This is a genomic window from Kitasatospora sp. NPDC053057, assembly GCF_044546945.1.
Classification (GTDB): Bacteria; Actinomycetota; Actinomycetes; order Streptomycetales; family Streptomycetaceae; genus Kitasatospora.
The window spans coordinates 78,601-97,378 of record NZ_JBITZP010000008.1 but is presented as its reverse complement, the minus strand read 5'-3'; the positions used below and the strand labels follow the sequence as shown (position 1 = coordinate 97,378).

22 protein-coding genes are annotated in these 18,778 nt (G+C 73.4%); 13 read left to right on the top strand and 9 right to left on the bottom strand.

The genetic code is table 11. The features are described from left to right. The first annotated feature begins 16 nt into the window (after nucleotides 1-16). The 3 genes from ACIG5E_RS11605 to ACIG5E_RS11595 all read left to right on the top strand — a co-directional run bounded on the left by ACIG5E_RS11605 (nucleotide 17) and on the right by ACIG5E_RS11595 (nucleotide 1,933). Nucleotides 17-805: an SDR family oxidoreductase gene (locus tag ACIG5E_RS11605; RefSeq protein ID WP_396533142.1), complete on the top strand. Its 789-nt coding sequence runs from the start codon at nucleotides 17-19 to the stop codon at nucleotides 803-805. A gap of 123 nt (nucleotides 806-928) precedes the next feature. Next, entirely contained in the window at nucleotides 929-1,264 is a 336-nt protein-coding gene (locus tag ACIG5E_RS11600) for an NIPSNAP family protein (protein ID WP_396533141.1), read from the top strand. A gap of 114 nt (nucleotides 1,265-1,378) precedes the next feature. Continuing rightward, nucleotides 1,379-1,933: a GNAT family N-acetyltransferase gene (locus ACIG5E_RS11595; RefSeq protein ID WP_396533140.1), complete on the top strand. Its 555-nt coding sequence runs from the start codon at nucleotides 1,379-1,381 to the stop codon at nucleotides 1,931-1,933. Nucleotides 1,934-2,182: 249 nt separating this feature from the next. Here ACIG5E_RS11595 and ACIG5E_RS11590 read toward each other — a convergent pair whose 3' ends face one another. Next, nucleotides 2,183-2,851: a TetR/AcrR family transcriptional regulator gene (locus tag ACIG5E_RS11590; protein WP_396533139.1), complete on the bottom strand. Its 669-nt coding sequence runs from the start codon at nucleotides 2,849-2,851 to the stop codon at nucleotides 2,183-2,185. Nucleotides 2,852-2,930: 79 nt separating this feature from the next. On the opposite strand from ACIG5E_RS11590, the gene ACIG5E_RS11585 reads away from it, so the two are divergent. Beyond that, entirely contained in the window at nucleotides 2,931-3,863 is a 933-nt protein-coding gene (locus tag ACIG5E_RS11585; RefSeq protein WP_396533138.1) for a zinc-binding dehydrogenase, read from the top strand. 71 nt (nucleotides 3,864-3,934) lie between these two features. Here the strand turns inward: ACIG5E_RS11585 and ACIG5E_RS11580 are convergent, their stop codons facing one another. Both ACIG5E_RS11580 and ACIG5E_RS11575 read right to left on the bottom strand, forming a co-directional pair. Next, nucleotides 3,935-4,771, bottom strand: coding sequence for an NAD(P)H-binding protein (locus ACIG5E_RS11580; RefSeq protein ID WP_396533136.1), 837 nt, complete (start codon nucleotides 4,769-4,771; stop codon nucleotides 3,935-3,937). 108 nt (nucleotides 4,772-4,879) lie between these two features. Beyond that, nucleotides 4,880-5,869 carry a zinc-binding alcohol dehydrogenase family protein gene (locus tag ACIG5E_RS11575; RefSeq protein ID WP_396533135.1) on the bottom strand — a complete coding sequence of 330 codons (990 nt, stop codon included), beginning with the start codon at nucleotides 5,867-5,869 and terminating at the stop codon, nucleotides 4,880-4,882. A gap of 110 nt (nucleotides 5,870-5,979) precedes the next feature. Between ACIG5E_RS11575 and ACIG5E_RS11570 the strand changes: the two genes are divergently transcribed. After that, nucleotides 5,980-6,399, top strand: a complete 420-nt coding sequence (locus tag ACIG5E_RS11570) for an ArsR/SmtB family transcription factor (RefSeq protein WP_396533134.1) — start codon at nucleotides 5,980-5,982, stop codon at nucleotides 6,397-6,399. Between the two features lie 9 nt (nucleotides 6,400-6,408). Here ACIG5E_RS11570 and ACIG5E_RS11565 read toward each other — a convergent pair whose 3' ends face one another. Further along, nucleotides 6,409-6,960: a hypothetical protein gene (locus ACIG5E_RS11565; RefSeq protein WP_396533133.1), complete on the bottom strand. Its 552-nt coding sequence runs from the start codon at nucleotides 6,958-6,960 to the stop codon at nucleotides 6,409-6,411. A gap of 125 nt (nucleotides 6,961-7,085) precedes the next feature. After that, complete coding sequence (locus ACIG5E_RS11560; RefSeq protein WP_396533132.1) at nucleotides 7,086-7,853, bottom strand: CDP-alcohol phosphatidyltransferase family protein; 768 nt, start codon at nucleotides 7,851-7,853, stop codon at nucleotides 7,086-7,088. A 266-nt stretch (nucleotides 7,854-8,119) separates the two neighbouring features. On the opposite strand from ACIG5E_RS11560, the gene ACIG5E_RS11555 reads away from it, so the two are divergent. Then, entirely contained in the window at nucleotides 8,120-8,686 is a 567-nt protein-coding gene (locus ACIG5E_RS11555) for an NUDIX hydrolase (RefSeq protein WP_396533130.1), read from the top strand. A gap of 23 nt (nucleotides 8,687-8,709) precedes the next feature. Beyond that, nucleotides 8,710-9,399 carry an HAD family hydrolase gene (locus ACIG5E_RS11550; RefSeq protein ID WP_396533129.1) on the top strand — a complete coding sequence of 230 codons (690 nt, stop codon included), beginning with the start codon at nucleotides 8,710-8,712 and terminating at the stop codon, nucleotides 9,397-9,399. A gap of 41 nt (nucleotides 9,400-9,440) precedes the next feature. On the opposite strand, the gene ACIG5E_RS11545 is transcribed toward ACIG5E_RS11550, so the two are convergent. Both ACIG5E_RS11545 and ACIG5E_RS11540 read right to left on the bottom strand, forming a co-directional pair. Continuing rightward, nucleotides 9,441-10,133: a YidC/Oxa1 family membrane protein insertase gene (locus tag ACIG5E_RS11545; protein ID WP_396533128.1), complete on the bottom strand. Its 693-nt coding sequence runs from the start codon at nucleotides 10,131-10,133 to the stop codon at nucleotides 9,441-9,443. Between the two features lie 87 nt (nucleotides 10,134-10,220). Continuing rightward, entirely contained in the window at nucleotides 10,221-10,514 is a 294-nt protein-coding gene (locus tag ACIG5E_RS11540) for a DUF6412 domain-containing protein (RefSeq protein ID WP_396533127.1), read from the bottom strand. Between the two features lie 126 nt (nucleotides 10,515-10,640). Between ACIG5E_RS11540 and ACIG5E_RS11535 the strand changes: the two genes are divergently transcribed. Together ACIG5E_RS11535 and ACIG5E_RS11530 are read left to right on the top strand one after the other, a co-directional pair. Then, complete coding sequence (locus tag ACIG5E_RS11535) at nucleotides 10,641-10,925, top strand: type II toxin-antitoxin system Phd/YefM family antitoxin (RefSeq protein ID WP_030290733.1); 285 nt, start codon at nucleotides 10,641-10,643, stop codon at nucleotides 10,923-10,925. Next, on the top strand, nucleotides 10,918-11,340 hold the full coding sequence (locus tag ACIG5E_RS11530; protein WP_396533125.1) for a type II toxin-antitoxin system VapC family toxin: 423 nt from the start codon (nucleotides 10,918-10,920) through the stop codon (nucleotides 11,338-11,340). The genes ACIG5E_RS11535 and ACIG5E_RS11530 overlap by 8 nt, the downstream gene beginning before the upstream one ends. A 23-nt stretch (nucleotides 11,341-11,363) precedes the next feature. Here the strand turns inward: ACIG5E_RS11530 and ACIG5E_RS11525 are convergent, their stop codons facing one another. Continuing rightward, a complete protein-coding gene (locus ACIG5E_RS11525) occupies nucleotides 11,364-12,452 on the bottom strand; it encodes a Gfo/Idh/MocA family oxidoreductase (RefSeq protein WP_396533124.1) in 1,089 nt (362 codons plus the stop codon). Between the two features lie 195 nt (nucleotides 12,453-12,647). On the opposite strand from ACIG5E_RS11525, the gene ACIG5E_RS11520 reads away from it, so the two are divergent. From ACIG5E_RS11520 to ACIG5E_RS11505, 4 genes are all read left to right on the top strand, one after another. After that, entirely contained in the window at nucleotides 12,648-13,427 is a 780-nt protein-coding gene (locus ACIG5E_RS11520) for an HAD-IIA family hydrolase (RefSeq protein WP_396533123.1), read from the top strand. A gap of 93 nt (nucleotides 13,428-13,520) precedes the next feature. Then, complete coding sequence (locus ACIG5E_RS11515; RefSeq protein WP_396533122.1) at nucleotides 13,521-14,693, top strand: low temperature requirement protein A; 1,173 nt, start codon at nucleotides 13,521-13,523, stop codon at nucleotides 14,691-14,693. A 78-nt stretch (nucleotides 14,694-14,771) separates the two neighbouring features. Next, entirely contained in the window at nucleotides 14,772-15,500 is a 729-nt protein-coding gene (locus ACIG5E_RS11510; RefSeq protein WP_396533121.1) for a uracil-DNA glycosylase, read from the top strand. Between the two features lie 299 nt (nucleotides 15,501-15,799). Continuing rightward, the gene (locus ACIG5E_RS11505) at nucleotides 15,800-16,807 is read left to right on the top strand and encodes a glycoside hydrolase family 6 protein (RefSeq protein WP_396533120.1); all 1,008 of its coding nucleotides are present in this window, start codon (nucleotides 15,800-15,802) and stop codon (nucleotides 16,805-16,807) included. A 27-nt stretch (nucleotides 16,808-16,834) separates the two neighbouring features. Here ACIG5E_RS11505 and ACIG5E_RS11500 read toward each other — a convergent pair whose 3' ends face one another. Next, on the bottom strand, nucleotides 16,835-18,766 hold the full coding sequence (locus ACIG5E_RS11500) for a galactose oxidase-like domain-containing protein (RefSeq protein WP_396533119.1): 1,932 nt from the start codon (nucleotides 18,764-18,766) through the stop codon (nucleotides 16,835-16,837). Between the last annotated feature and the right edge of the window lie 12 nt (nucleotides 18,767-18,778).

The window sequence follows — 18,778 nt, the reverse complement described above, 5'->3', positions numbered from 1 at the left end:
CGACCTAGGGGAACCCATGGACCTCGGCATCAACGGAAAGACCGCGCTGGTCACCGGCGCGAGCCGCGGCATCGGCCTCGCCATCGCCAGGACCCTGGCCGCCGAGGGTGTCCGGGTGGTGGGCGCGGCCCGGACCGTCACGCCGGAGCTGAAGGAGGTCGCGGCCGCGGCCGTGTCCGTCGACCTGAGCACCCGCGAGGGGGCGCGGTCGATCGTCGACCAGGCGCTGGCAGCGGTCGGCGGGATCGACTTCCTCGTCAACAACGTCGGCGCGGGCGACCCGGACGGCCTGTCCCTCGGAGGGTTCCTGGACACCGACGACGAGCAGTGGCAGCGGCTCTTCGACCTCAACCTGTTCAGCGCGGTGTGGACCACCAAGGCGGCGCTGCCGAGCATCCTGGAACGCCGGGGCGCGATCGTGAACATCTCCTCGGTCAACGCCCACATGCCCACCGGTTCGCCGGTCGGTTACGGGGAGGCCAAGGCGGCGCTGACCATGTTCGGCAAGCGGCTCAGCGAGGAGCTGGCGCCCCACGGCGTCCGCGTGAACACCGTCTCCCCGGGTGTCGTGGCCAGTCCGCTGTGGACCGACCCGGACGGCTTCGGCGGCAAGGTGGCCGCCGCGTCCGGGGTGGGCCACGGCGACCTGCTCGCGGGCCTGCCCGGCCAGTTCGGCATCGCCTCGGGGCGCCTCACCGAGCCCGCGGAGGTGGCGGACCTGGTCGCCTTCCTGCTGTCCGACCGTGCCGGCAACATCCATGGCGCCGACCACGTCATCGACGGCGGCACCCTCAAGACCGCCTGACCTGGGGCCGTGCACGGGAAGTCGGCCTGGCCGACTCCCCGTGCGCCGCCACCACTAGGCTCACCCCCTGGTCCGGAGGAGTCGCCCCCGGGCCGCGCCGCACCAACTCCCGGGGGAGCCACCGTGATTCTGGAGATCCGCACCTACCGCCTGAAGCCCGGCACCGGCGCCGACTTCGTCCGTGTGATGGCCGAGGAGTCCGTGCCCCTCCTCGAAGCCGCCGGCATCCGCGTCGTCGACCACGGTGCCTCCCTGGTCGCCGAGGACGGCCACGAAGAGGCCTACCTGATCCGCGCGTTCGACTCCGTCGGGCAGCACCGCGAGCAGGAGGACGCCTTCTACGGCAGCGACATCTGGCGCCAGGGGCCGCGCGAGGCGATCGTCTCCCGGATCGACAGCATGCACTCGATCGTGATCGAGGTCCCCGAGCACGCGGTGGATGCCTTCAAGCGCCCCTGAGGTCGGTGAAAGGGTGGACGGGCCGGGGTGCGGGCGCGGCCTGCGGGGAACCTCGGCTCAGCGGCCCGGAAAAGGGGCTTGTCGGCGTGGCCCGGCGCTCGTGATGATCGTGCGATGAGCACCATCATCAGACGGGTACGGACCGACGAATGGGAGCGGGTCAAGGAGATCCGCCTCGCGGCGCTGCAGGACCCGATCGCGAACCTCGCCTTCCTGGACACGTACGAGAACGCCTCCGCCAAGCCCGACGAGTTCTGGCAGGACCGCACCACCGGCGCCGCCGAGGGCGAGTCCGTGTGGCAGGCCGTCGCCGAGGCCGCCGACGGGCGCTGGCTCGGCACCATGACCGTGCTGGTCGAGCAGCCCGGCGGGAACGGCGCCCTCGGCGGCGACGTCATCACCGTCCCGCAGGCCCATGTGGTCGGCGTCTACGTCCGCCCCGAGGCACGCGGCACCGGCCTCGCGCACGAGCTGATCCGGGCCGCCCAGGACTGGGCCTGGTCGCTCGCCGAACCCCGGCTCCAGCGCGTCCGGCTGTACGTCCACGAGAACAACGCCCGCGCCGAGGCGATGTACCTGCGGGCCGGCTTCAAGCACTCCGGCGTGTCCGTGCCGGTGCCGGGCGACGAGACGCACCGGGAGATCGAGCTCGCGGTCGAGCGGGACTGAGGCGGCCGGCTGCCGCGTCATGAGGTGTTCCGCAGCAGCAGGCCGCCGAACGCCGTGCGCCGGTGCAGCACCGCCTTCCCGGCGCGGGATGTGGCGATCAGCCCGGCGCCGCACAGCGCCGCCGTGTGCGCCGACACCGCCGCCCGCCGTCTCGGTCCCCACGGTTCGCCACACCGTTCGGCGCTTCTTCGCCGCCACCTGGCCTAGGAAGCGTCTCCGCACGCCCGTGGAGTGCGCAATGCGGGCCTGCTAGTCCGCGGCCTGTTCGCCGCGCGGTTCCGCCGTCGCGGCGAGGGCGCCCGGCAGCTCGGCGCAGGCCGCTCGGAGGCGTCGGGTGAGGTCCTCGCGGGTGTGCCCGGAGGGCTGGGCCACCCAGGCGGCGAGGGCCTGGTGGAAGGCGGAGAGCATCATGTCCAGCGCGAGCCGGGCGCGCAGGGCGGCGACGCCCTCCTCGGCGGCGTCCAGGGTGAACCGCCGCTCCGTGACGGCCACCGCCTCCCGGCTGACGCGCTCGCAGAAGGCCAGCCCGTGGGCGTCCATCGAGGGCGTCAGGGCGGCCAACCTCCGGCTCGCCAGGGCGCGTTCGGCCCACCCCTCGCTCGGCATCCGGTCGATCGCCTCGGCCAGTACCTCCTCGTACAGCGAGACCAGCGGCCGGCCCTGCGGCGGGCGGTTCTCCAGCACCTCCAGGAACGCCGTCCAGAGGTCCTGGGTGGGCGCCGCCGCGACGTCCTCCTTGCTGCTGAACGCGCGGAAGAACGTCCGCTTGGAGACCTCGACCGCCTCGCACAGCTGGTCCAGCGTCACCCGGTCGAAGCCGCGCTCGCCGAACAGCTCCAGCGCGGTGTCGATCAGCGCCTGGCGGGTGCGCAGCTTCTTGCGCTCGCGCAGCGGGAGTGCGGGGTTCTCGGGAGTCATCGGGGCCAGTGTATCCGGGCAGCAATTGCCACCTGTAGGCTTATGCCACTCAGTGGCAGAATCTTGGGGAGGATCCTCCATGCGTGCACTCCTGGTCGACCGCTCGGCCCCCGGCGGTCTGCGCCTCGGCACCGCTCCCGACCCCGAACCGGCGCCGCACCAGGCGCTGGTCCGGGTCACCGCGACCTCGCTCAACTACGGTGAGGTCGCCTTCGGCCTCGACTCGGCCCCGGACGGAACGGTCCTCGGCTGGGACGCCGCCGGCATCGTGGAGCGGGCCGCCGCCGACGGCTCCGGCCCGGCGGTCGGGACTCCGGTGGTCACCCTGATGCCCGCCGGCGCCTGGGCCGAACTGCGGGCCGTCGACACCGAGTCGATCGGCGTCGCACCCACCGGGGCCGACCCGGCCGCGCTGGCCACCATCCCGGTCGCCGGTGCCACCGCCCTGCGCGCCCTGCACCGCACCGGGCCGCTGCTCGGCCGCACCGTACTGGTGACGGCGGCCACCGGCGGTGTCGGCCGGTACGCCGTCCAACTCGCCCGCGCCGCAGGGGCGCACGTGATCGCCTCCACCGGCGCACCCGAGGAGAACCGCGCCCTGCTGGAGCGGCTGGGCGCCCACGAGGTGGTCGGCGCGCCGGGGCAGGCCTCGCGCCCGGTCGACGGCGTGGTCGAGCTGGTCGGCGGGCCCCAACTGGTCGAGGCCTACGGCACCTTGGGCGAGGGCGGCACCCTGGTCGCCGCCGGACACATCGCGGGCAAGGGGGAGGACTTCCCGTTCGGCGCGCTGTTCGGTGACCAGCAGCGGCACGACCGCAGCCTGGTGACCTTCTTCCTGCTCGGCTGCACCGGCCTCGGCCGGGACCTCGGCTGGCTCGCCCACCGCGTCGCCGCAGGGGAGTTGGACCCGGGCATCACCTGGCGCGGCAGCTGGGACGGCGCGGCGGAGGCCGTCGAGGCCCTGCGCGCCGGGCGGCTCCATGGCAAGGCGGTGCTGACCTTCGGCGCCTGAGACCCGACCTCCGCCTCCGGTCGGGGCCCGTCCTGCCGTACGGGCCCCGACCGGACGAGCCGCGTGGCGGACTACCGGAAGTCCTCCGCGTGCTCCCGCACCCACGAGCGGAAGCTGCGGGCCGGGCGGCCGAGCACCTGCTCCACGGTGTCCGTCACCCGCTCCGGCTCACGGCTGAACGACTCCCAGGCGCGCAGCCGGGAATCCACGAACGCCGCGTTGCCCCAGGCCGCCGTCAGTTGCTCGCGGGCCTTCTCCGGCGCCAGCTCCTCCCAGCGGACCTCGGCGCCGAGCTCCTCGCCGATGATCCGCGCCAGGTCGGCGTGGGCGATCGACTCGGGCCCGGTGACCAGGTACTTGGCGCCGTCGTGCCCGTCCTCGGTGAGCGCCCGCACGGCGACGTCCGCGATGTCCCGCTCGTGGATCAGCGAGCGGCGGGCCTGCCCGTACGGCCAGCGGACGACGCCCGCGCGGACCTGGTCGGCCCAGCCGAGCATGTTGCCCGCGAAGTCGATCGCCCGGACGAACGTCCAGCCCAGGCCGGACTTGCGGATCAGCCGCTCGATCTCCTGGTGGAAGATCACGGGCGGCTCGCCGTCGGCGAGGTCCGGCACGTCCGTCGAGAGGTAGACGACCCGCTCGGCGTGCTCGGCGATCAGCTCCACCACCCGCGGCTGCACCGGGATCCCGGGCCACATCAGGTAGACGGCCTCCACCCCGTCGCTCAGCGCGGCCGCCAGGCTCTCCGGCGCCGCCAGATCGCCCCGGACGGCCTCCACCCCCGCGGGCAGCGCGGCCTTGGCGGCGGCCCGCACCAACGCCCGCACCTCGTGCCCGCCTTCGACCAGCGAGGCCACAACGTGCCTGCCCACACTGCCGTTTGCGCCGATCACCAGAATCTTGGTCATGCCGCGCCCAACGCCGATCCGGCCCGGCCTATGCCCGCTTCGCCGGGCCGGTCGAGCACGCCGATCCCGGGGCGGTCTTCACGGTCTGACCGCCCCGTCCCCTTCGGCTCAACCGCCCACGCGCACCACGTACTTGCCGGTGGCCTGCCCATCCTGCATCGCGTCGTGCGCCGCCGGTACGGCCTCCAGGCCCGGCAGTTCGGTGAGCGGGATGCTGAGGCCGCTGTTGGCCTGCAGGTCGAGGGTGGTGCGGATGGCCCGGGCGAGGCGCTCGGGGGCGGTGGCGGCGAAGGCGCGGTGGCTGAAGCCGGTGACGGAGAGGTTGCCGCCCATCAGGCGGGCGAGCGGGGGCAGGTCGTTGACCTCGCCGCCGCCCGCGTTGCCGAACAGGACGATCCGGGCGCCGGGTGCGGCGACCGTCAGGTCGAGCTCCAGCGCGGCGGTGCCCAGCGGGTCGAGCACCAGGTCGACGCCCCGGCCGTCGGTGGCGGTGCGGACGGCGTCGGCGAGCTTCTCGTCGCGGGCGAAGGCGTGGTGGTAGCCGAGGGCGACGGCGGCCGCGGCCTTCTCCGGGCGGCCGACCGTGCCGATCAGCGTGCCCCCGCCGCCGAGCAGCGGGACGAGCTGGGCGACCGAGCTGCCGATGCCGCCGCCGGCCGAGTGGACCAGGACGTTGTCGCCGGCGGTCAGCCGGCCCGCGTCGGTGAGCAGCAGGACGGCGGTGGCGAGGCCGAGCGGTGCGGCCGCGGCCGTGCTGAGCTCCAGCCCGTCCGGGACGGGGAGGGTCAGTACGGCCTCGGCGACCACGACCTCGGCCAGTCCGCCGCCGACCGGCGCGGCGACCACCCGGTCGCCCACGGCCAGCCCGGTGACGCCCTCGCCGAGCTCCCGGACCGTACCGGCCACCTCCTTGCCCGGCAGGTACGGCCACTCGGAGGTGTAGCCGCCGTCGCCCCGACGGGCCATCACGTCCACGAAGTTCAGTCCGGCCCAGGCGACGTCGATCGCCACCTGGCCGGGGCCGGGGTGTGGCGCCCCGATCTCCCGGATCTCGGAGTTCTCGGCTCCACCGGGTGCGGTCATCACCAGTGCGCGCATGTCGGGCCCCCTCGACTACGATGTTCGACGAACGGCGAAATTGCCGTGGCACAGTGGTACCAGTTTGTTTCGGCGTTTGTCGAACATCGCAGATCAGAGGAGGTCTGAGCGTGCCCCGCAGCACCCGCCGCCGACCGGCGCCCGCCCACCCGGCGACCGAGGAGATCGACCTGTACGACGTTCTGCACGCGCTCTCCGACCCCACCCGGATGACCATCGTGCGCGTTCTGCGCGCCGAGTCCGAACGGGCCTGCGGCACGTTCCCGGTCGACGTCGCGCCCTCCACCCTCAGCCACCACTTCAAGGTGCTGCGCGAGTCCGGCGTGATCAGCCAGCGGGGGGAGGCCAACCGGCGGTTCTCCGCCCTGCGGACGGCCGACCTGGAACAGCGCTTCCCCGGGCTGCTCGACACCGTCCTCGCCGCGCTCGCCCGCAACGAGCCCGGCATCGAGCCTCGCATCGAGCCCGGCATCGAGCCCGGCATCGAGCCCGACGACCAGCCCGACGCCGAGGTGGCCTGGCACGGGTAGCGGCCGGAGTCAGGCGCCGACCGCGCGGTGCCGGCGGTGGTACGAGACGGTGACCGCCGCCAGCAGCGGGCCCCAGGCGACCGCGGGCAGGTAGAGGAAGCCGACCAGCAGGTGCCCGACCGGGGTCATGTTCGGGTGCGACATCGCCCACCAGGCGAGGAACGGCGTCCAGAGCACCGTCAGCCCGGCGGCGCCCAGCGAGGCCGCCAGGACGACGCGGCGCGGGTTGCCCGGGCGCCCGCCGAGGAACGGGATCCAGCGCGGCGGCACCGTGCCCCACGGCCGGACCAGGCCGAGGGTGAGCAGGGCCAGCGCCTCGGTGAGCACGCTCAGGGTGAGCGGCCAGACGGCGTCCCAGCCGGTGAAGCCCACCGCGTGGTAGCCCGCGTCGGTGTACCCGCCGTGCCAGCCCAGGACCAGCCCGAGCCGCCACAGTCCGGCCGGCAGCGCGGTGACCGCGGCGACATGGGCGGCGCGGATCGCCCAGCGGGGCGGGGCGGGAACGGCGGGGGGTGCGGCCGGTGCTGTACGGGTGGCGGTGGCGGGCTGGGGCGTCGTCATGCGTTCACCCTCCCGTGCGGGCCACCACCGCGGCGTCCACCCGGCGACGGGCTTGTGCCGGACCCCTCCCCCCGGCGGGGGAGGGGCGGCTCAGCCCCGCGCAGGCCGCTTGCGACAGCCGGGCGTCACCGCAGCCGCGAGGAGGACAGGATCGACGCCAGGTGCGCCACCACCATCCCCCAGGTGATCACCGTGATCCCGGCGAGCGTCCACCGGGTCGCGTCCAGGTTGTGCAGCCCGGCGTCCACCGCGGCCGCCGCCAGCAGCACCAGCGAGGCCTCGATGCCGTTCGTCACCCGGTGGATCTTGAAGATCGAGGCGAAGCGGCGGGCCGTCGCGATGCCCTGGGAACGCGGCTGGGTCGACTCCTCGTTCGCCGGCGGCTGCCCGCTGCGCGCCCGGGCCACGTCCACCAGGTCCGTCGAGGCCTTGAGCAGCACCACGCCCAGCGCCGCCGCCAGGCCCGCCGACACCCACAGCTCCGAGCCGCCGCGCGCCGCCCGTACGCCCGCGCCGATCATCAGCGCGGCGTCCGCAAGGTAGGCGCCGAGCCGGTCCACGTACACCCCGGCCATGCTGAACTGGCGCTTCCAGCGCGCCACTTCGCCGTCCACGCAGTCGAACAGCAGGAACAGCTGGAACAGCACCGCCGCGAGCACCGCGCCGGTCAGGCCCGGGATCAGCAGGGCCGCGCCGCCGCCGACCCCGCACACCACCATCACCCAGGTCAGGGTGTTGGGCGAGACCGAGGTGCGCACCAGCTGCCGGGTGGTGCGCAGCGAGATCGCCCGCATGTACATCCGACCCGCCCAGTGCTCACCGTTACGGCTCTGCAGCTTGGCCTGCGGCTGGCACACCTCGCGCAGCTCGGCGAGCGCCGGAGCAGCCACCATGACGACATCCCTCCACCTGTCCCGAAACGATCACCACAGGCTACGGCCTCCGGGCGGGGGCCCTGACCGGCAGGTACGGCCCCGGGGCCGGGAAAACCGGTGGGCCGCCCGACCGCCCCCGGGCTAGGCTTCCCGGGTTCACCGGAACCGGAGCCCCCGGCCCCGATCGCCCGCTCCCGCAAGCCCGTTGACGTTCTTCGACGTGACGCGGTCGGACGGAGGCGGCGCGACCCGGCCCCGGGGCGGAACGAGGAGAGCACAGCATCATGGCGACCACGGGCACCGCACCGCAGAGCCCCGACCCGGCCCGGCTCCTGGCCGACCACCGGCCGCAGGGCCCGGTCGAGACCGCCGACCACGCCCGGGCCCGCGCCCTGGTCGACGCCCCCGACGCCTGGGACCGCGGCACCCCGCTGCACTTCACCGCCTCCGCGCTGATCGTCCACCCGCCGACCCGGCGGGTGCTGCTGCGCTGGCACGTCCGCCAGCAGGCCTGGCTGCAGGTCGGCGGCCACGGCGACCCGGGGGAGACCCTGCCGCTGGACATCGCCCTGCGCGAGGGCGTGGAGGAGACCGGCCTGACCGACCTCACCCCCTGGCCCGACGCCGCCCTCGTCCACCTCGCCGTGGTGCCCGTTCCGGCCTCGCCCGTCGAACCCGCCCACGAGCACGCCGACCTGCGCTTCCTGCTGGCCACCGGCACCCCGGACGACGCCCGGCCGGAGAACCCCGCCTCCCCGCTGGAGTGGCTAACCGTCGAGGAGGCCAGGCAGCGGACCACCGAGGAGAACTTCCGCGAGACCCTCGACCGCGCCGCCCGCCTGCTCGGCTGACCACCCTCCACCCAAGGAGCCCGATGCACACCGACCAGACCCTCATCTTCGACGCCGACGACACCCTCTGGGAGAACAACGTCCTCTTCGAGCGGGTCATCGACGGCTTCCTGGACTGGGTCGCCTCCCCGGTCGAGCGGGACGCCACCCGCACCCTGCTCGACCGGATCGAGGCCGCCAACGCCGCCAGCCTCGGCTACGGCGCCACCGTCTTCCGGCAGAGCCTCGCGGACTGCCTGCGACAGCTGAACGACGACCGCACCCCCACCGCGGCCGAGCTGGCCCGGATCGACGAACTGCTCGCCCCGCTCACCCGCCGCGGCGAGGTCGAGCTGATCCCCGGCGTCGCCGACACCCTCACCGCCCTCGCCGGCCGCCACCACCTGCTGCTGCTCACCAAGGGCGACCAGGAGGAGCAGCAGGCCAAGGTGACGGCCTCCACCATCGACCACCACTTCCGCGGCATCCACATCGTGGCCGAGAAGTCCGTCGACATCTACCGGCAGCTCACCGCCGAGCTCGGCCTCGACCCGGACCGGACCTGGATGATCGGCAACTCGCCCAAGTCCGACATCGCCCCCGCCCGTCGGGCCGGCCTGCGCACCGTGTTCATCCCGCACCAGCACACCTGGGTGCTGGAGCACGCGGACCTCGGCCCGGACGAGGCGACGCTGCAGCTCACGGCCTTCCCGGAGCTGCTGCGCCACTTCTGAGGCCGTCCGCGGCTACAGCCACAGCCTTGCTACAGCTACAGCTACAGCGCCAGCGCCGCCGCCGGGGCCTGGTTCGTACCCCGGTACAGCCAGGCCCGCTCGGAGGCCGACCACACGCTCGTGGTCAGCAGGTAGAGCCCGGCGGCCACCGGCACCAGCATCGCGAACAGCACCGAGACGAAGGACAGGTACGGCAGCAGCGCCGCCCCCGGCTGCGGGGTGGTCTGCGCCGCCGCCGCACGCCGAGCCCGGCGGTAGTTGACGTACCCGACCGCCGCCAGCCCGGCGTACAGCAGGCCGAACACCGCGAGCTGCCCGGCGCCGTGCGCGTTCCCGACGTGCAGGCCGAGCGGCACTCCGAACAGGGTGTGGTCCAGCAGGTCGTTCGGGGTGGTGAACAGCCGGTACATCACCGAGAAGAACGGGATCTGGATCAGCATCGGCAGACACCCCGCGAACGGCGAGACCTGCTCCTTCCGGTACAGCTCCGCGAGCGCCTCGCGCGCCTTCTCCGGGTTGTTCCTGTGCTTCTTGTTCAGCTCGGCGACCTTCGGCGCGAGCTTCGAACGGGCCTTCTCCCCGCGCGCCGCCGCCCGCGCCAGCGGGTGCAGGCAGAGCCGTACGGCGAGGACGAACAGGACGATCGCCAGCGCGGTCGGCAGGACGTGGGCGATGGTGGAGACCACGGCGTGGGCGACGGTGACGGCCGGGTCGAGAACTGACAGAACGGACATGGTGAAGCGAGCCCTCCGGGGTCTCAGGACATGAGTGATCGGCGGAGGACGGCCGCGAAGAACCCACGGCGATGAGGCGATGAGGGGTTACGCGGCCGCCGGGGCCGCTCCCGGCGCCCTGGGGCGTCGCCTGCCCCGGGCGTCCGGATCGCGCTGCGGAAGGAACGCCGTACGGAACGCCCGGCGCCGCAGCATCCCGCTGCGCACCGCCGCCGGGGCTCGTGCCCCCAACGGCCGCGCCCCGGCCAACGCCCCCGCGACCGCACCGGCCACCAGGACCACGGCCGCCACGGCGGCGACGGACGCGAGCGCGCCGCCGTCGGTCACCAGCTGTCCGGTCAACATCCGGAGCAGGCCCAGCAGCATCGCGACGACACCCACGGCGTGCCCCCCTCTCGATGTGTTCCCGGTTCCGGACGTTCAGCAGGACGATCGTACGACCCGTCGAGTTCCCGCGGTGCCGCGCGAAGCGTAGCCACCGGTGCTACACGTGGCTACCGTGGATCCATGAAGACGATTACCCAGCGGGAGTTCCGGAACAACTCCGCCGCGGTGATGGACGCGGTGGAGGCCGGGGAGACCTTCCACATCACCAGGAACGGGGTCGAGGTCGCGGAGCTGCGGCCGGTGTCCGGGCGCCGGAGGCTCACGGCGGAGGAACTGGTGGCGCGGCACGTGAAGCTGCCGCGGGTGGACTACCAGGAGATGCGCAAGGAGGCCGAGGAGTACTTCGGCCCCGAGGAGCTGGTGGGGGACGAGGGCGACGACCCGTTCGAGCGGCGGCGTGGCTGAGCGCCGCAGAGCACCCCGGCGGCGGCCCGCCGGGGTGCTGGACACCTGCGTCTACATCGACCTGGCACTGCTGAACCCCGCCGACCTGCCGGCCGTGCCGGAGCTGACCGCGATCACCTTCGCCGAACTCCAGCAGGGCGTCTCGATGGCCCGCGACCCGATCAGCCGGGCGGCCCGGCTGGAGGTGCTGGGCGCGGCGATGGCCGACTTCGACCCGCTGCCCTTCGACGCGGCCGCCGCCGCCCGCTACGGGACCCTCGTCACCCTGACGATCGCCGCCGGACGCCAGCCGCGCCCCCGCCGGATCGACCTGATGATCGCCGCCGTCGCCTCCGCCCACGGACTGCCGCTGTACACCCGCAACGTGGCGGACTTCCGGGGCCTGGGCTCGGCGGTGGAGATCATCGGGCTGTGACGGCGGGCGGCTCCGCCGGGCCGTCAGCCCAGCCGGACCGCCGTCCCGGTGGCCGCCGAGGTGCGGGCCGCCTCCAGGACGGTGAGGGAGGCCACCGCGTCGCGCGGGTCGACCGGGGGCGGGGTGCCGGGGGCGGCCAGGGCGGCGGCGATGCCGGCGTAGTAGGCAGGGTAGTCGCCCGGATCGGTGGGCAGGGAGATCGCGGACTCGTCAGTGCCCAGGGTGCCGTAGTGCTCGGGCAGGTCGGCGCCCCACGGGTGGCTGCCGTCCGGGCGGTGGCCCGACCGCAGCTCCGCCTCCTGCGGGTCCATGCCGTGCTTGACGTACCCGGCGGTGTCGCCGAGCACCCGCAGCCGGGGGCCGATCAGCGGGGTGATGGCGCTGGTCCACAGGTGTGAGCGGGTGCCGGACGTGTGAGTCAGTGCGAGGAAGGCGTCGTCGTCCACCACCGCGCCGTCGCGACGCACGTCGATCTCCGCGTACACCGTCTCGACCGGCCCGAACAGGGTGAGTGCCTGGTCGACCAGGTGGCTGCCCAGGTCGTACAGGGTGCCGCCGGCCTCGGCCGGGTCGGCCAGCTCGCGCCAGCCCGGCTTGGGCTTGGGGCGGAAGCGCTCGAAGCGGGACTCGAAGCGGTGCACCCGGCCGAGCGCCCCACCGCGCACCAGCCGGCTCGCGGTCAGGAAGTCGCCGTCCCAGCGCCGGTTCTGGAACACCGAGAGCAGGGTGCCCCGCTCCTCGGCGAGCCGGCACAGCTCCAGCGCCTCGGCGGCGGTGCCGGCCAGTGGCTTGTCCACCACGGTGGCCAGCCCCGCCTGCAGGGCGGCGCGGGCGAGCGGGGCGTGGGTGCGGTTGGGCGAGGCGATGACGACCAGGTCCAGCGCGTCCGGGTCGGCGAGCAACTGCTCGGGGGTGTCGACCGCGCGGGCGTCGGGGTGTTCCTGCCGCAGCTGCTCGCGGCGCTCCGGGTTGGCGGTGACGACGGCGTCCAGCCGCAGCCCGGGGGTGGTGGCGATGAGCGGGGCGTGGAAGGCGGAGCCGGCCAGGCCGTAGCCGACCAGGCCGACGCGCAGCGGGCGGTCGTGCGGGGCGCGGGGGGTCTGCGGGTTCATGCCGCCTACTCAATCACGAGGCGCCCGGTTGCTCCCGATTTCCACCGGACGGGCGTCGGACGGGCGTTGGGCGGGTGCCGCACGGCCGCCGCATCCCGCCCAACGGGACGTCCTGTCCCCGGTCACCTGCGCGGATTAGGCTGTGCCGCGTCAGGGCCCCACGCAAGACGTCGCAACACTTCGGGAGACACGCACGTGGCAGACCGCAAGCCCATCGAGTCCTGGCTGACCGACATGGACGGTGTCCTCATCCACGAGGGCACGCCGATCCCCGGCGCGGAGGAGTTCCTGCGCAGGCTGCGGGAGTCCGGCAAGCCCTTCCTGGTCCTCACCAACAACTCCATCTACACCCCGCGCGACCTGAGCGCCCGACTGGCCGGGATGGGCCTGGAGGTGCCGGAGGAGTGCATCTGGACCTCCGCCCTGGCCACCGCCAAGTTCCTCAAGAGCCAGCGGCCGAACGGCACCGCGTACGTGATCGGCGAGGCCGGCCTCACCACCGCGCTGTACCAGGCCGGGTACGTCCTGACCGACAACAACCCCGACTACGTCGTCCTCGGCGAGACCCGCACCTACTCCTTCGAGGCGCTCACCAAGGCGATCCGCCTGATCAACCAGGGTGCCCGGTTCATCTGCACCAACCCGGACGAGACCGGCCCCTCCCCCGAGGGCGTGCTGCCGGCCACCGGCTCGGTCGCGGCCCTGATCACCAAGGCCACCGGTGTCGAGCCGTACTTCGTCGGCAAGCCCAACCCGCTGATGATGCGCGAGGCGCTGAACACCGCCGGCGCCCACTCGGAGACCGCCGTGATGATCGGCGACCGGATGGACACCGACATCGTCGCGGGCATGGAGGCCGGCATGGAGACCATCCTGGTGCTCACCGGCCTGACCTCCGCCTCCGACGTGGAGCGCTTCCCGTACCGGCCGACCCGGGTGGTCAAGTCGATCGCGGACCTGGTCGAGCTGGTCTAGCCTCTGCGGTGCAGTCGCGAGCCCCGTTCCGGCCGAGCGCCGGGGCGGGGCTCGTTTCGCAGGTGTGCCGCAGGGCGGGGAGGCAGGGCGCGGATGAGCGTGGCGGGGGAAGCGGAAGGGGAAGCGTCGGGGCTCGGGGAGAAGCGGGTCACCTGGGCGGAGCTCTACTTCGACCTGGTCTTCGTCTTCGCGATCACCCAGGTCTCCGGGCTGTTGCACCACCAGCACGACCTCACCGGACTGGTCCGGGCACTGGTGGTGTTCGTGCCGGTCTACTGGTGCTGGGTCGGCACCACCGTGCAGGCCAACATCCGGGACGTGGACAATCTGCGCGACCGCCTGGGCATCCTGCTGGTCGGACTGACCGGTCTGTTCATGGCGCTCGCCATCCCCGGCGCGTACGGCCGCCGGGGCGTGCTGCTCGGCGCCGCGTACTGGCTGGCCCGGGTGGTGCTGCTGCTCCTGCTGGTGCGCGTCCCGGGCGTCTGGCGCGGCCCGTACGGGGCGGGCGTGCTGGTCAGCGGGCCGCTGCTGCTGGTCGGCGGGCTGCTGCCGGACGGGCCGCGGCTGGCGCTGTGGGCGGCGGCCGCGCTCTGCGACCTGTCCGCGCCGCTGGTGTTCCGGCGGCGGCTCGCGAACGTGGCCTACCACCCGTCGCACATGCCCGAGCGGTTCGCGCTGTTCCTGCTGGTGGCGATCGGTGAGTCGATCGTCGGGATCGGCGGCTCGGCCGCCGCGGCCCGGCTGGACGTGCCCGAACTGGTCGCCGTGGCGGCCGCGTTCACCATCTCGGCCGGGCTGTGGTGGCAGTACTTCGTGTTCGCCGCGGACGCCATGCGGCACGCCGTGGAGGTCGCCGACTCTCGGCGGGACGTGGTCCGGCGGATCTTCCAGTACGGGCACCTGGCGCTGGCCGCCGGGGTGATCGGGGTGGCGGTCGGCTTCGAGGAGACGGTCGCGGACCCGTGGCGGGCGCTCGGCGCCGGATCGGTGGCGCTGCTGTACGGCGGGTGCGGGCTGTACCTGCTGACCTTCGGGTACACCCGCTGGATGATGTTCCGCCGGGTGTCGACGACCAGGATCGCCGCGGCGGTGGTGGTACTGGGGTTGCTGCCCGCGATGGTGCGGCTGCCGGCGCTGGTGGTGCTGGGGGTGCTGGCCGTGCTGCTGGTGGTGCTCAACGGGGTGGAGTACGTGCGGGTGGTGCGGGCGGCGGGTGCTTCCACCCCTGCCGCGCAGGCCGCCGCGTCGGCTCCTGTGGAGTGAGTTGTCGGTGGGGCTGTGTAGCGTTCGGGGTGTAAGAGGGCGGGCGGCGCAGCAGCCGCGGTGTGGGAGGTAGATGTCGTGACGGACACGGTCGAGGCGGGCGTGGTCGAGGCCGGCGGGGGCGGCGGGCTGGAGCTGCCCGAGTCCTGGCGCGAGGTGCTGGGCGCCGAGACGGAGAAGCCGTACTTCGCGGAGCTGGCGGCCTTCGTGGCGGCTGAGCGCGCGGAGCACGAGGTGTTCCCGCCGAGCGGCCAGGAGTTCGCGGCGCTGGAGGCCACCCCGTACGAGAAGGTCCGGGTGCTCGTCCTCGGCCAGGACCCGTACCACGACAACGGCCAGGCCCACGGCATGAGCTTCTCGGTGCTGCCCGGGACGAAGACGCCGCCCTCGCTGCGCAACATCTTCAAGGAGCTGGACGCCGATCTGGGCGTCCCCGCCCCTGACAACGGCTACCTGATGCACTGGGCCGAGCAGGGCGTGCTGCTGCTCAACGCGGTGCTCACGGTCCGCGCGCACGAGGCCAACTCGCACAAGGCGAAGGGCTGGGAGAAGTTCACCGACGCGGTGATCAAGGCGGTGAGCGAGCGCGAGGAGCCGGTGGTCTTCGTGCTGTGGGGCAACTACGCCAAGAAGAAGCTGCCGCTGATCGACACCGAGAAGCACGTGGTCGTGCAGGGCGCGCACCCGTCGCCGCTGTCCGCCAGGCTGTTCTTCGGCAGCCGCCCGTTCTCGCAGATCAACACGGCGCTGGACGACTTCGGTGGCGAGCCGATCGACTGGCGGGTGCCGGACCTGAAGCAGGACTGACGCCGAGCTGATGCCGGTCCGGCGGGGGAGCCGGTTCGGGGAGGCCTTGGGTGGCCGTGGGTGGACGGGGTCGGATTTCCGTTCGCCCACGGCCACTTGGCGTTCACCGATGGCTGCCGTCGGCCGGGGTCGGGTGTGCTTAGCTGGTGCCGACCGGTCGCCGGACCGGTCCTGGGGCGGGGGTCGGGCTTTGGACTTCGGAGGGGCGGTACGTGCGCGGGGTGGGACGGGCAGGAACGCTTCGGAGCGCCAGGGCTTCCCGGTGGGCCGCGCTGATCGGGGCGGGGCTGGTGCTGGCGGTGTCCGGCTGCAGTGGCTCGGACGGTGCGGGTGGCACCGGTTCCAGCGGCACCGGTTCGAGCGGCACCGGGATGAGCGCCGGTACCCCCGGGGGCAGCCCGGGGGTCGGGCCGGTGGTCCTCAACCAGCTTCCCGGGCAGGCCTTCTACGTCTCCGACCAGACCAGCGCCGCCCAGCAAGTCGGCGTCCTGCGCAGCCAGGGCCGGTCGGCCGAGGCCGACACCCTGCTGCGGATCGCCGCCCAGCCGTCCTCCCAGTGGCTCGGCGAGCAGGGCGCCCGGGACATCGCCGACCAGGTGAGCCGCCGGGCCACCGAGGCGGGCCGGACGGCCGTCTTCGTCGCGTACGACATCCCGCACCGGGACTGCGGCCAGTACTCGGCCGGCGGCGCCCCCGACGCCGCCTCCTACCGCTCCTGGATCACCGGCGTCGCCCAGGCCCTCGGCGACCGCAAGGCCTGGGTGGTGCTGGAGCCCGACGCCGTCGCCCACACCCTGGACGACTGCGGGGTCAAGGGCGACCTGGCCGCCGAGCGGTACGGCCTGCTGGCCTTCGCCGTGCAGGAGTTGAAGAAGCGTCCGAACGTCCGGGTCTACCTGGACGCGGGCAACCCCGGCTGGGCCCAGGCCCCGGACGACCTGGCCACCGTGCTGCGCAAGTCGGGCATCGCCGCGGCCGACGGCTTCGCGGTGAACGTCGCCAACTTCTACCCGACCGACCGCAACGTGGCGTACGGCAACCGGCTCTCCGCCGCCCTGGACGGGAAGCACTTCGTCATCGACACCAGCCGCAGCGGCAACGGCTCGGCGGGCGCCGACTCCTGGTGCAACCCGCCGGGCCGGGCGCTCGGCGAGGCGCCGACCACCGAGACCGGGCGGCCCGGGGTCGACGCCTACCTGTGGATCAAGAACCCGGGGGAGTCGGACGGCCAGTGCGGCCGCGGCGAGCCCCCGGCGGGCCGGTTCTGGCTGCCGTACGCGCTCGGACTGGCGCAGGCGGCGCACTGAAGCAGGTGGCCCGGGGAGCCGGCGGGCTCAGCCGGTGATCTGGACCCAGCGGGCGACCGACGGGGTGCCGGCGGCGTCGGTCAGGAACAGCATGTACCAGCCGGGCGGCAGCAGGTTCGGGTTGCCCGGGAGAGTGAGCGAGACCCCGTCGGCGGTGCGCCCGGTGATGTCCAGGGCGACCGAGCGCTGCTCGACGTCGGTCACGTGGGTCACCGAACTCGGCCGGATCAGCTTGGCGGTGGTCACCGCGTCCGGCCGGGCGGTGCCGACCCGCAGGGTGCCGCCGAGCTTCGCCGACTCCGGCGCGGCGGTCACCTCCGGGCGGTCGCCGTGGTACAGGTACGGCGGGGTGTAGATCTCGATGCGCTGCTCGAAGCCGCCCGGCTGGGTCTCGGCCTTGTCCGCGAACAGCGGGTTGGAGCCCAGCACGGCGACCCGGCCGTCCGGCAGCAGCAGCGCCTCGGAGTGGTAGTCACGGCCGACGGTGGGCTCGGCGGCGGTGCTGAAGGTGTTGGAATCCGGGTGGTACACCTGCGCCTTGAGCAGATCGCTCTCGCCCCGGCCGCGGTAGCCGCTGGAGCCGCCGGTGGTGAACACGGTGTCGTCCGGGAGGATCACGCTGTTGAGGTAGCGGGTGCCGCCGGCCGGCAGGTCCGGCCCCGGGGTGAAGGCGGGCTTGGGCGCGGACAGGTCGACGATGTCGGTGCGGGCCGTGGACAGCGGGGACTCGCCCACCCCGCCGCCGCCGAGCACCATGACCTTCTGCGCCTGCGCGGGCGGCAGCAGCACCGAGGAGGAGGTCTCGGTCAGGCCCGGGTCGCGCAGGCCGGGGACGGGCTGGAAGGCGTTGTTCGACAGGTCCCAGACGCCGGGCTCGCGGCCCTTGTCGGCGGGGCCGTAGCCCGCGTTGGAACCGGAGTAGAAGAGTTTGCCGGTGGCCGTCAGGAAGATCGACGGGTAGGTCGGGAAGTAGCGGTCGGGGGCCTTGGCCCAGGTCTTGGACTTCGGGTCGTAGACCTCGTTGTCGTTGCCGTTGAGGATCTGCCCGGTGTCGTCCAGCCCGGAGACGGTGACCACCCGGCCGTCGCCCAGCCCGGTCAGGGTCGGGTACCAGCGGGCGTGCGCCATGTCGGTGACCTGCTCGTAGAGCTCGGTGTCCGGGTTGAACTCGTAGGCGGAGCGGATGCCCTGGTAGTCCTGCTTGTCCAGGGTCAGCTTCTCGCTCTGCCCGTACAGGTTGTGGGCGTCGACGCCGGTCAGGCCCTTGATCCGGTACTGGGTCGGGGAGTCGGTCACGTAGTCCGGGCCCTCGCCGACCGCCTCGACGAACACGTGCTGCTCGCCGGCGGTGACCACGGTCTGCTTCCCGGCCCCGGTCTTGGTCGCGGCGGGCACGGTCACCTGGACGGTGCTGGCGTACTCGCGGCCGTCGGGGGCGACGAAGACGGTGCCCTTGGGGAAGGTGCGGTCGCGCTCCGGGCTCTCGTTGCGCACCCGCATCACGCCGGCCGCCCTCTTCACCGCGCCGTCCAGCTTCTCGTACCGCTGGGTGCCGCCGGCCACCAGCACCCGGCCGTCCGGGAGGGAGGTGTGACCGCCGCAGAACATGTCGGCGGGGGTGGGTATCAGCTTGTAGGTGTTCTTCGCCGGGTCCCAGAGCAGGCTCTTGAAGGTGCCCGCGTTGAACTGCTTCTCGTCGTTGCCGGAACCGGCCACGATCAGCACCTTGCCGGTGCGCAGCAGGGTGGCGTGGACGGCGTTGACCCGGAACTCGGCGGGCAGTGTCAGGGTCTGCCAGTGGCCGTACCGCGCCTTGTACTCGGGGCGGTTGATCACGTAGTGGTGGTACTGGGCGCCGGCGAAGCCGAGCACGGCCGGGGCGTTCATCCCGGCGACGGTCAGCGCGACGGTGCTGCCGAGGGCGAGGCGCTTGGTGCGGCCGGCTTTGTGGATCTTCACGGTGGTGCTCCC

Excerpts from the sequence above, each read along its gene's own strand:
- ACIG5E_RS11515 (WP_396533122.1), top strand. The coding sequence starts at position 13,521 with ATGAGCGTGGCGGGGGAAGCGGAAGGGGAAGCGTCGGGGCTCGGGGAG.
- ACIG5E_RS11535 (WP_030290733.1), top strand. The coding sequence starts at position 10,641 with ATGAAGACGATTACCCAGCGGGAGTTCCGGAACAACTCCGCCGCGGTG.
- ACIG5E_RS11595 (WP_396533140.1), top strand. The coding sequence starts at position 1,379 with ATGAGCACCATCATCAGACGGGTACGGACCGACGAATGGGAGCGGGTC.
- ACIG5E_RS11585 (WP_396533138.1), top strand. The coding sequence starts at position 2,931 with ATGCGTGCACTCCTGGTCGACCGCTCGGCCCCCGGCGGTCTGCGCCTC.
- ACIG5E_RS11545 (WP_396533128.1), bottom strand. The coding sequence starts at position 10,133 with ATGTCCGTTCTGTCAGTTCTCGACCCGGCCGTCACCGTCGCCCACGCC.
- ACIG5E_RS11560 (WP_396533132.1), bottom strand. The coding sequence starts at position 7,853 with ATGGTGGCTGCTCCGGCGCTCGCCGAGCTGCGCGAGGTGTGCCAGCCG.
- ACIG5E_RS11580 (WP_396533136.1), bottom strand. The coding sequence starts at position 4,771 with ATGACCAAGATTCTGGTGATCGGCGCAAACGGCAGTGTGGGCAGGCAC.
- ACIG5E_RS11575 (WP_396533135.1), bottom strand. The coding sequence starts at position 5,869 with ATGCGCGCACTGGTGATGACCGCACCCGGTGGAGCCGAGAACTCCGAG.
- ACIG5E_RS11550 (WP_396533129.1), top strand. The coding sequence starts at position 8,710 with ATGCACACCGACCAGACCCTCATCTTCGACGCCGACGACACCCTCTGG.
- ACIG5E_RS11525 (WP_396533124.1), bottom strand. The coding sequence starts at position 12,452 with ATGAACCCGCAGACCCCCCGCGCCCCGCACGACCGCCCGCTGCGCGTC.
- ACIG5E_RS11590 (WP_396533139.1), bottom strand. The coding sequence starts at position 2,851 with ATGACTCCCGAGAACCCCGCACTCCCGCTGCGCGAGCGCAAGAAGCTG.
- ACIG5E_RS11555 (WP_396533130.1), top strand. The coding sequence starts at position 8,120 with ATGGCGACCACGGGCACCGCACCGCAGAGCCCCGACCCGGCCCGGCTC.
- ACIG5E_RS11565 (WP_396533133.1), bottom strand. The coding sequence starts at position 6,960 with ATGACGACGCCCCAGCCCGCCACCGCCACCCGTACAGCACCGGCCGCA.
- ACIG5E_RS11605 (WP_396533142.1), top strand. The coding sequence starts at position 17 with ATGGACCTCGGCATCAACGGAAAGACCGCGCTGGTCACCGGCGCGAGC.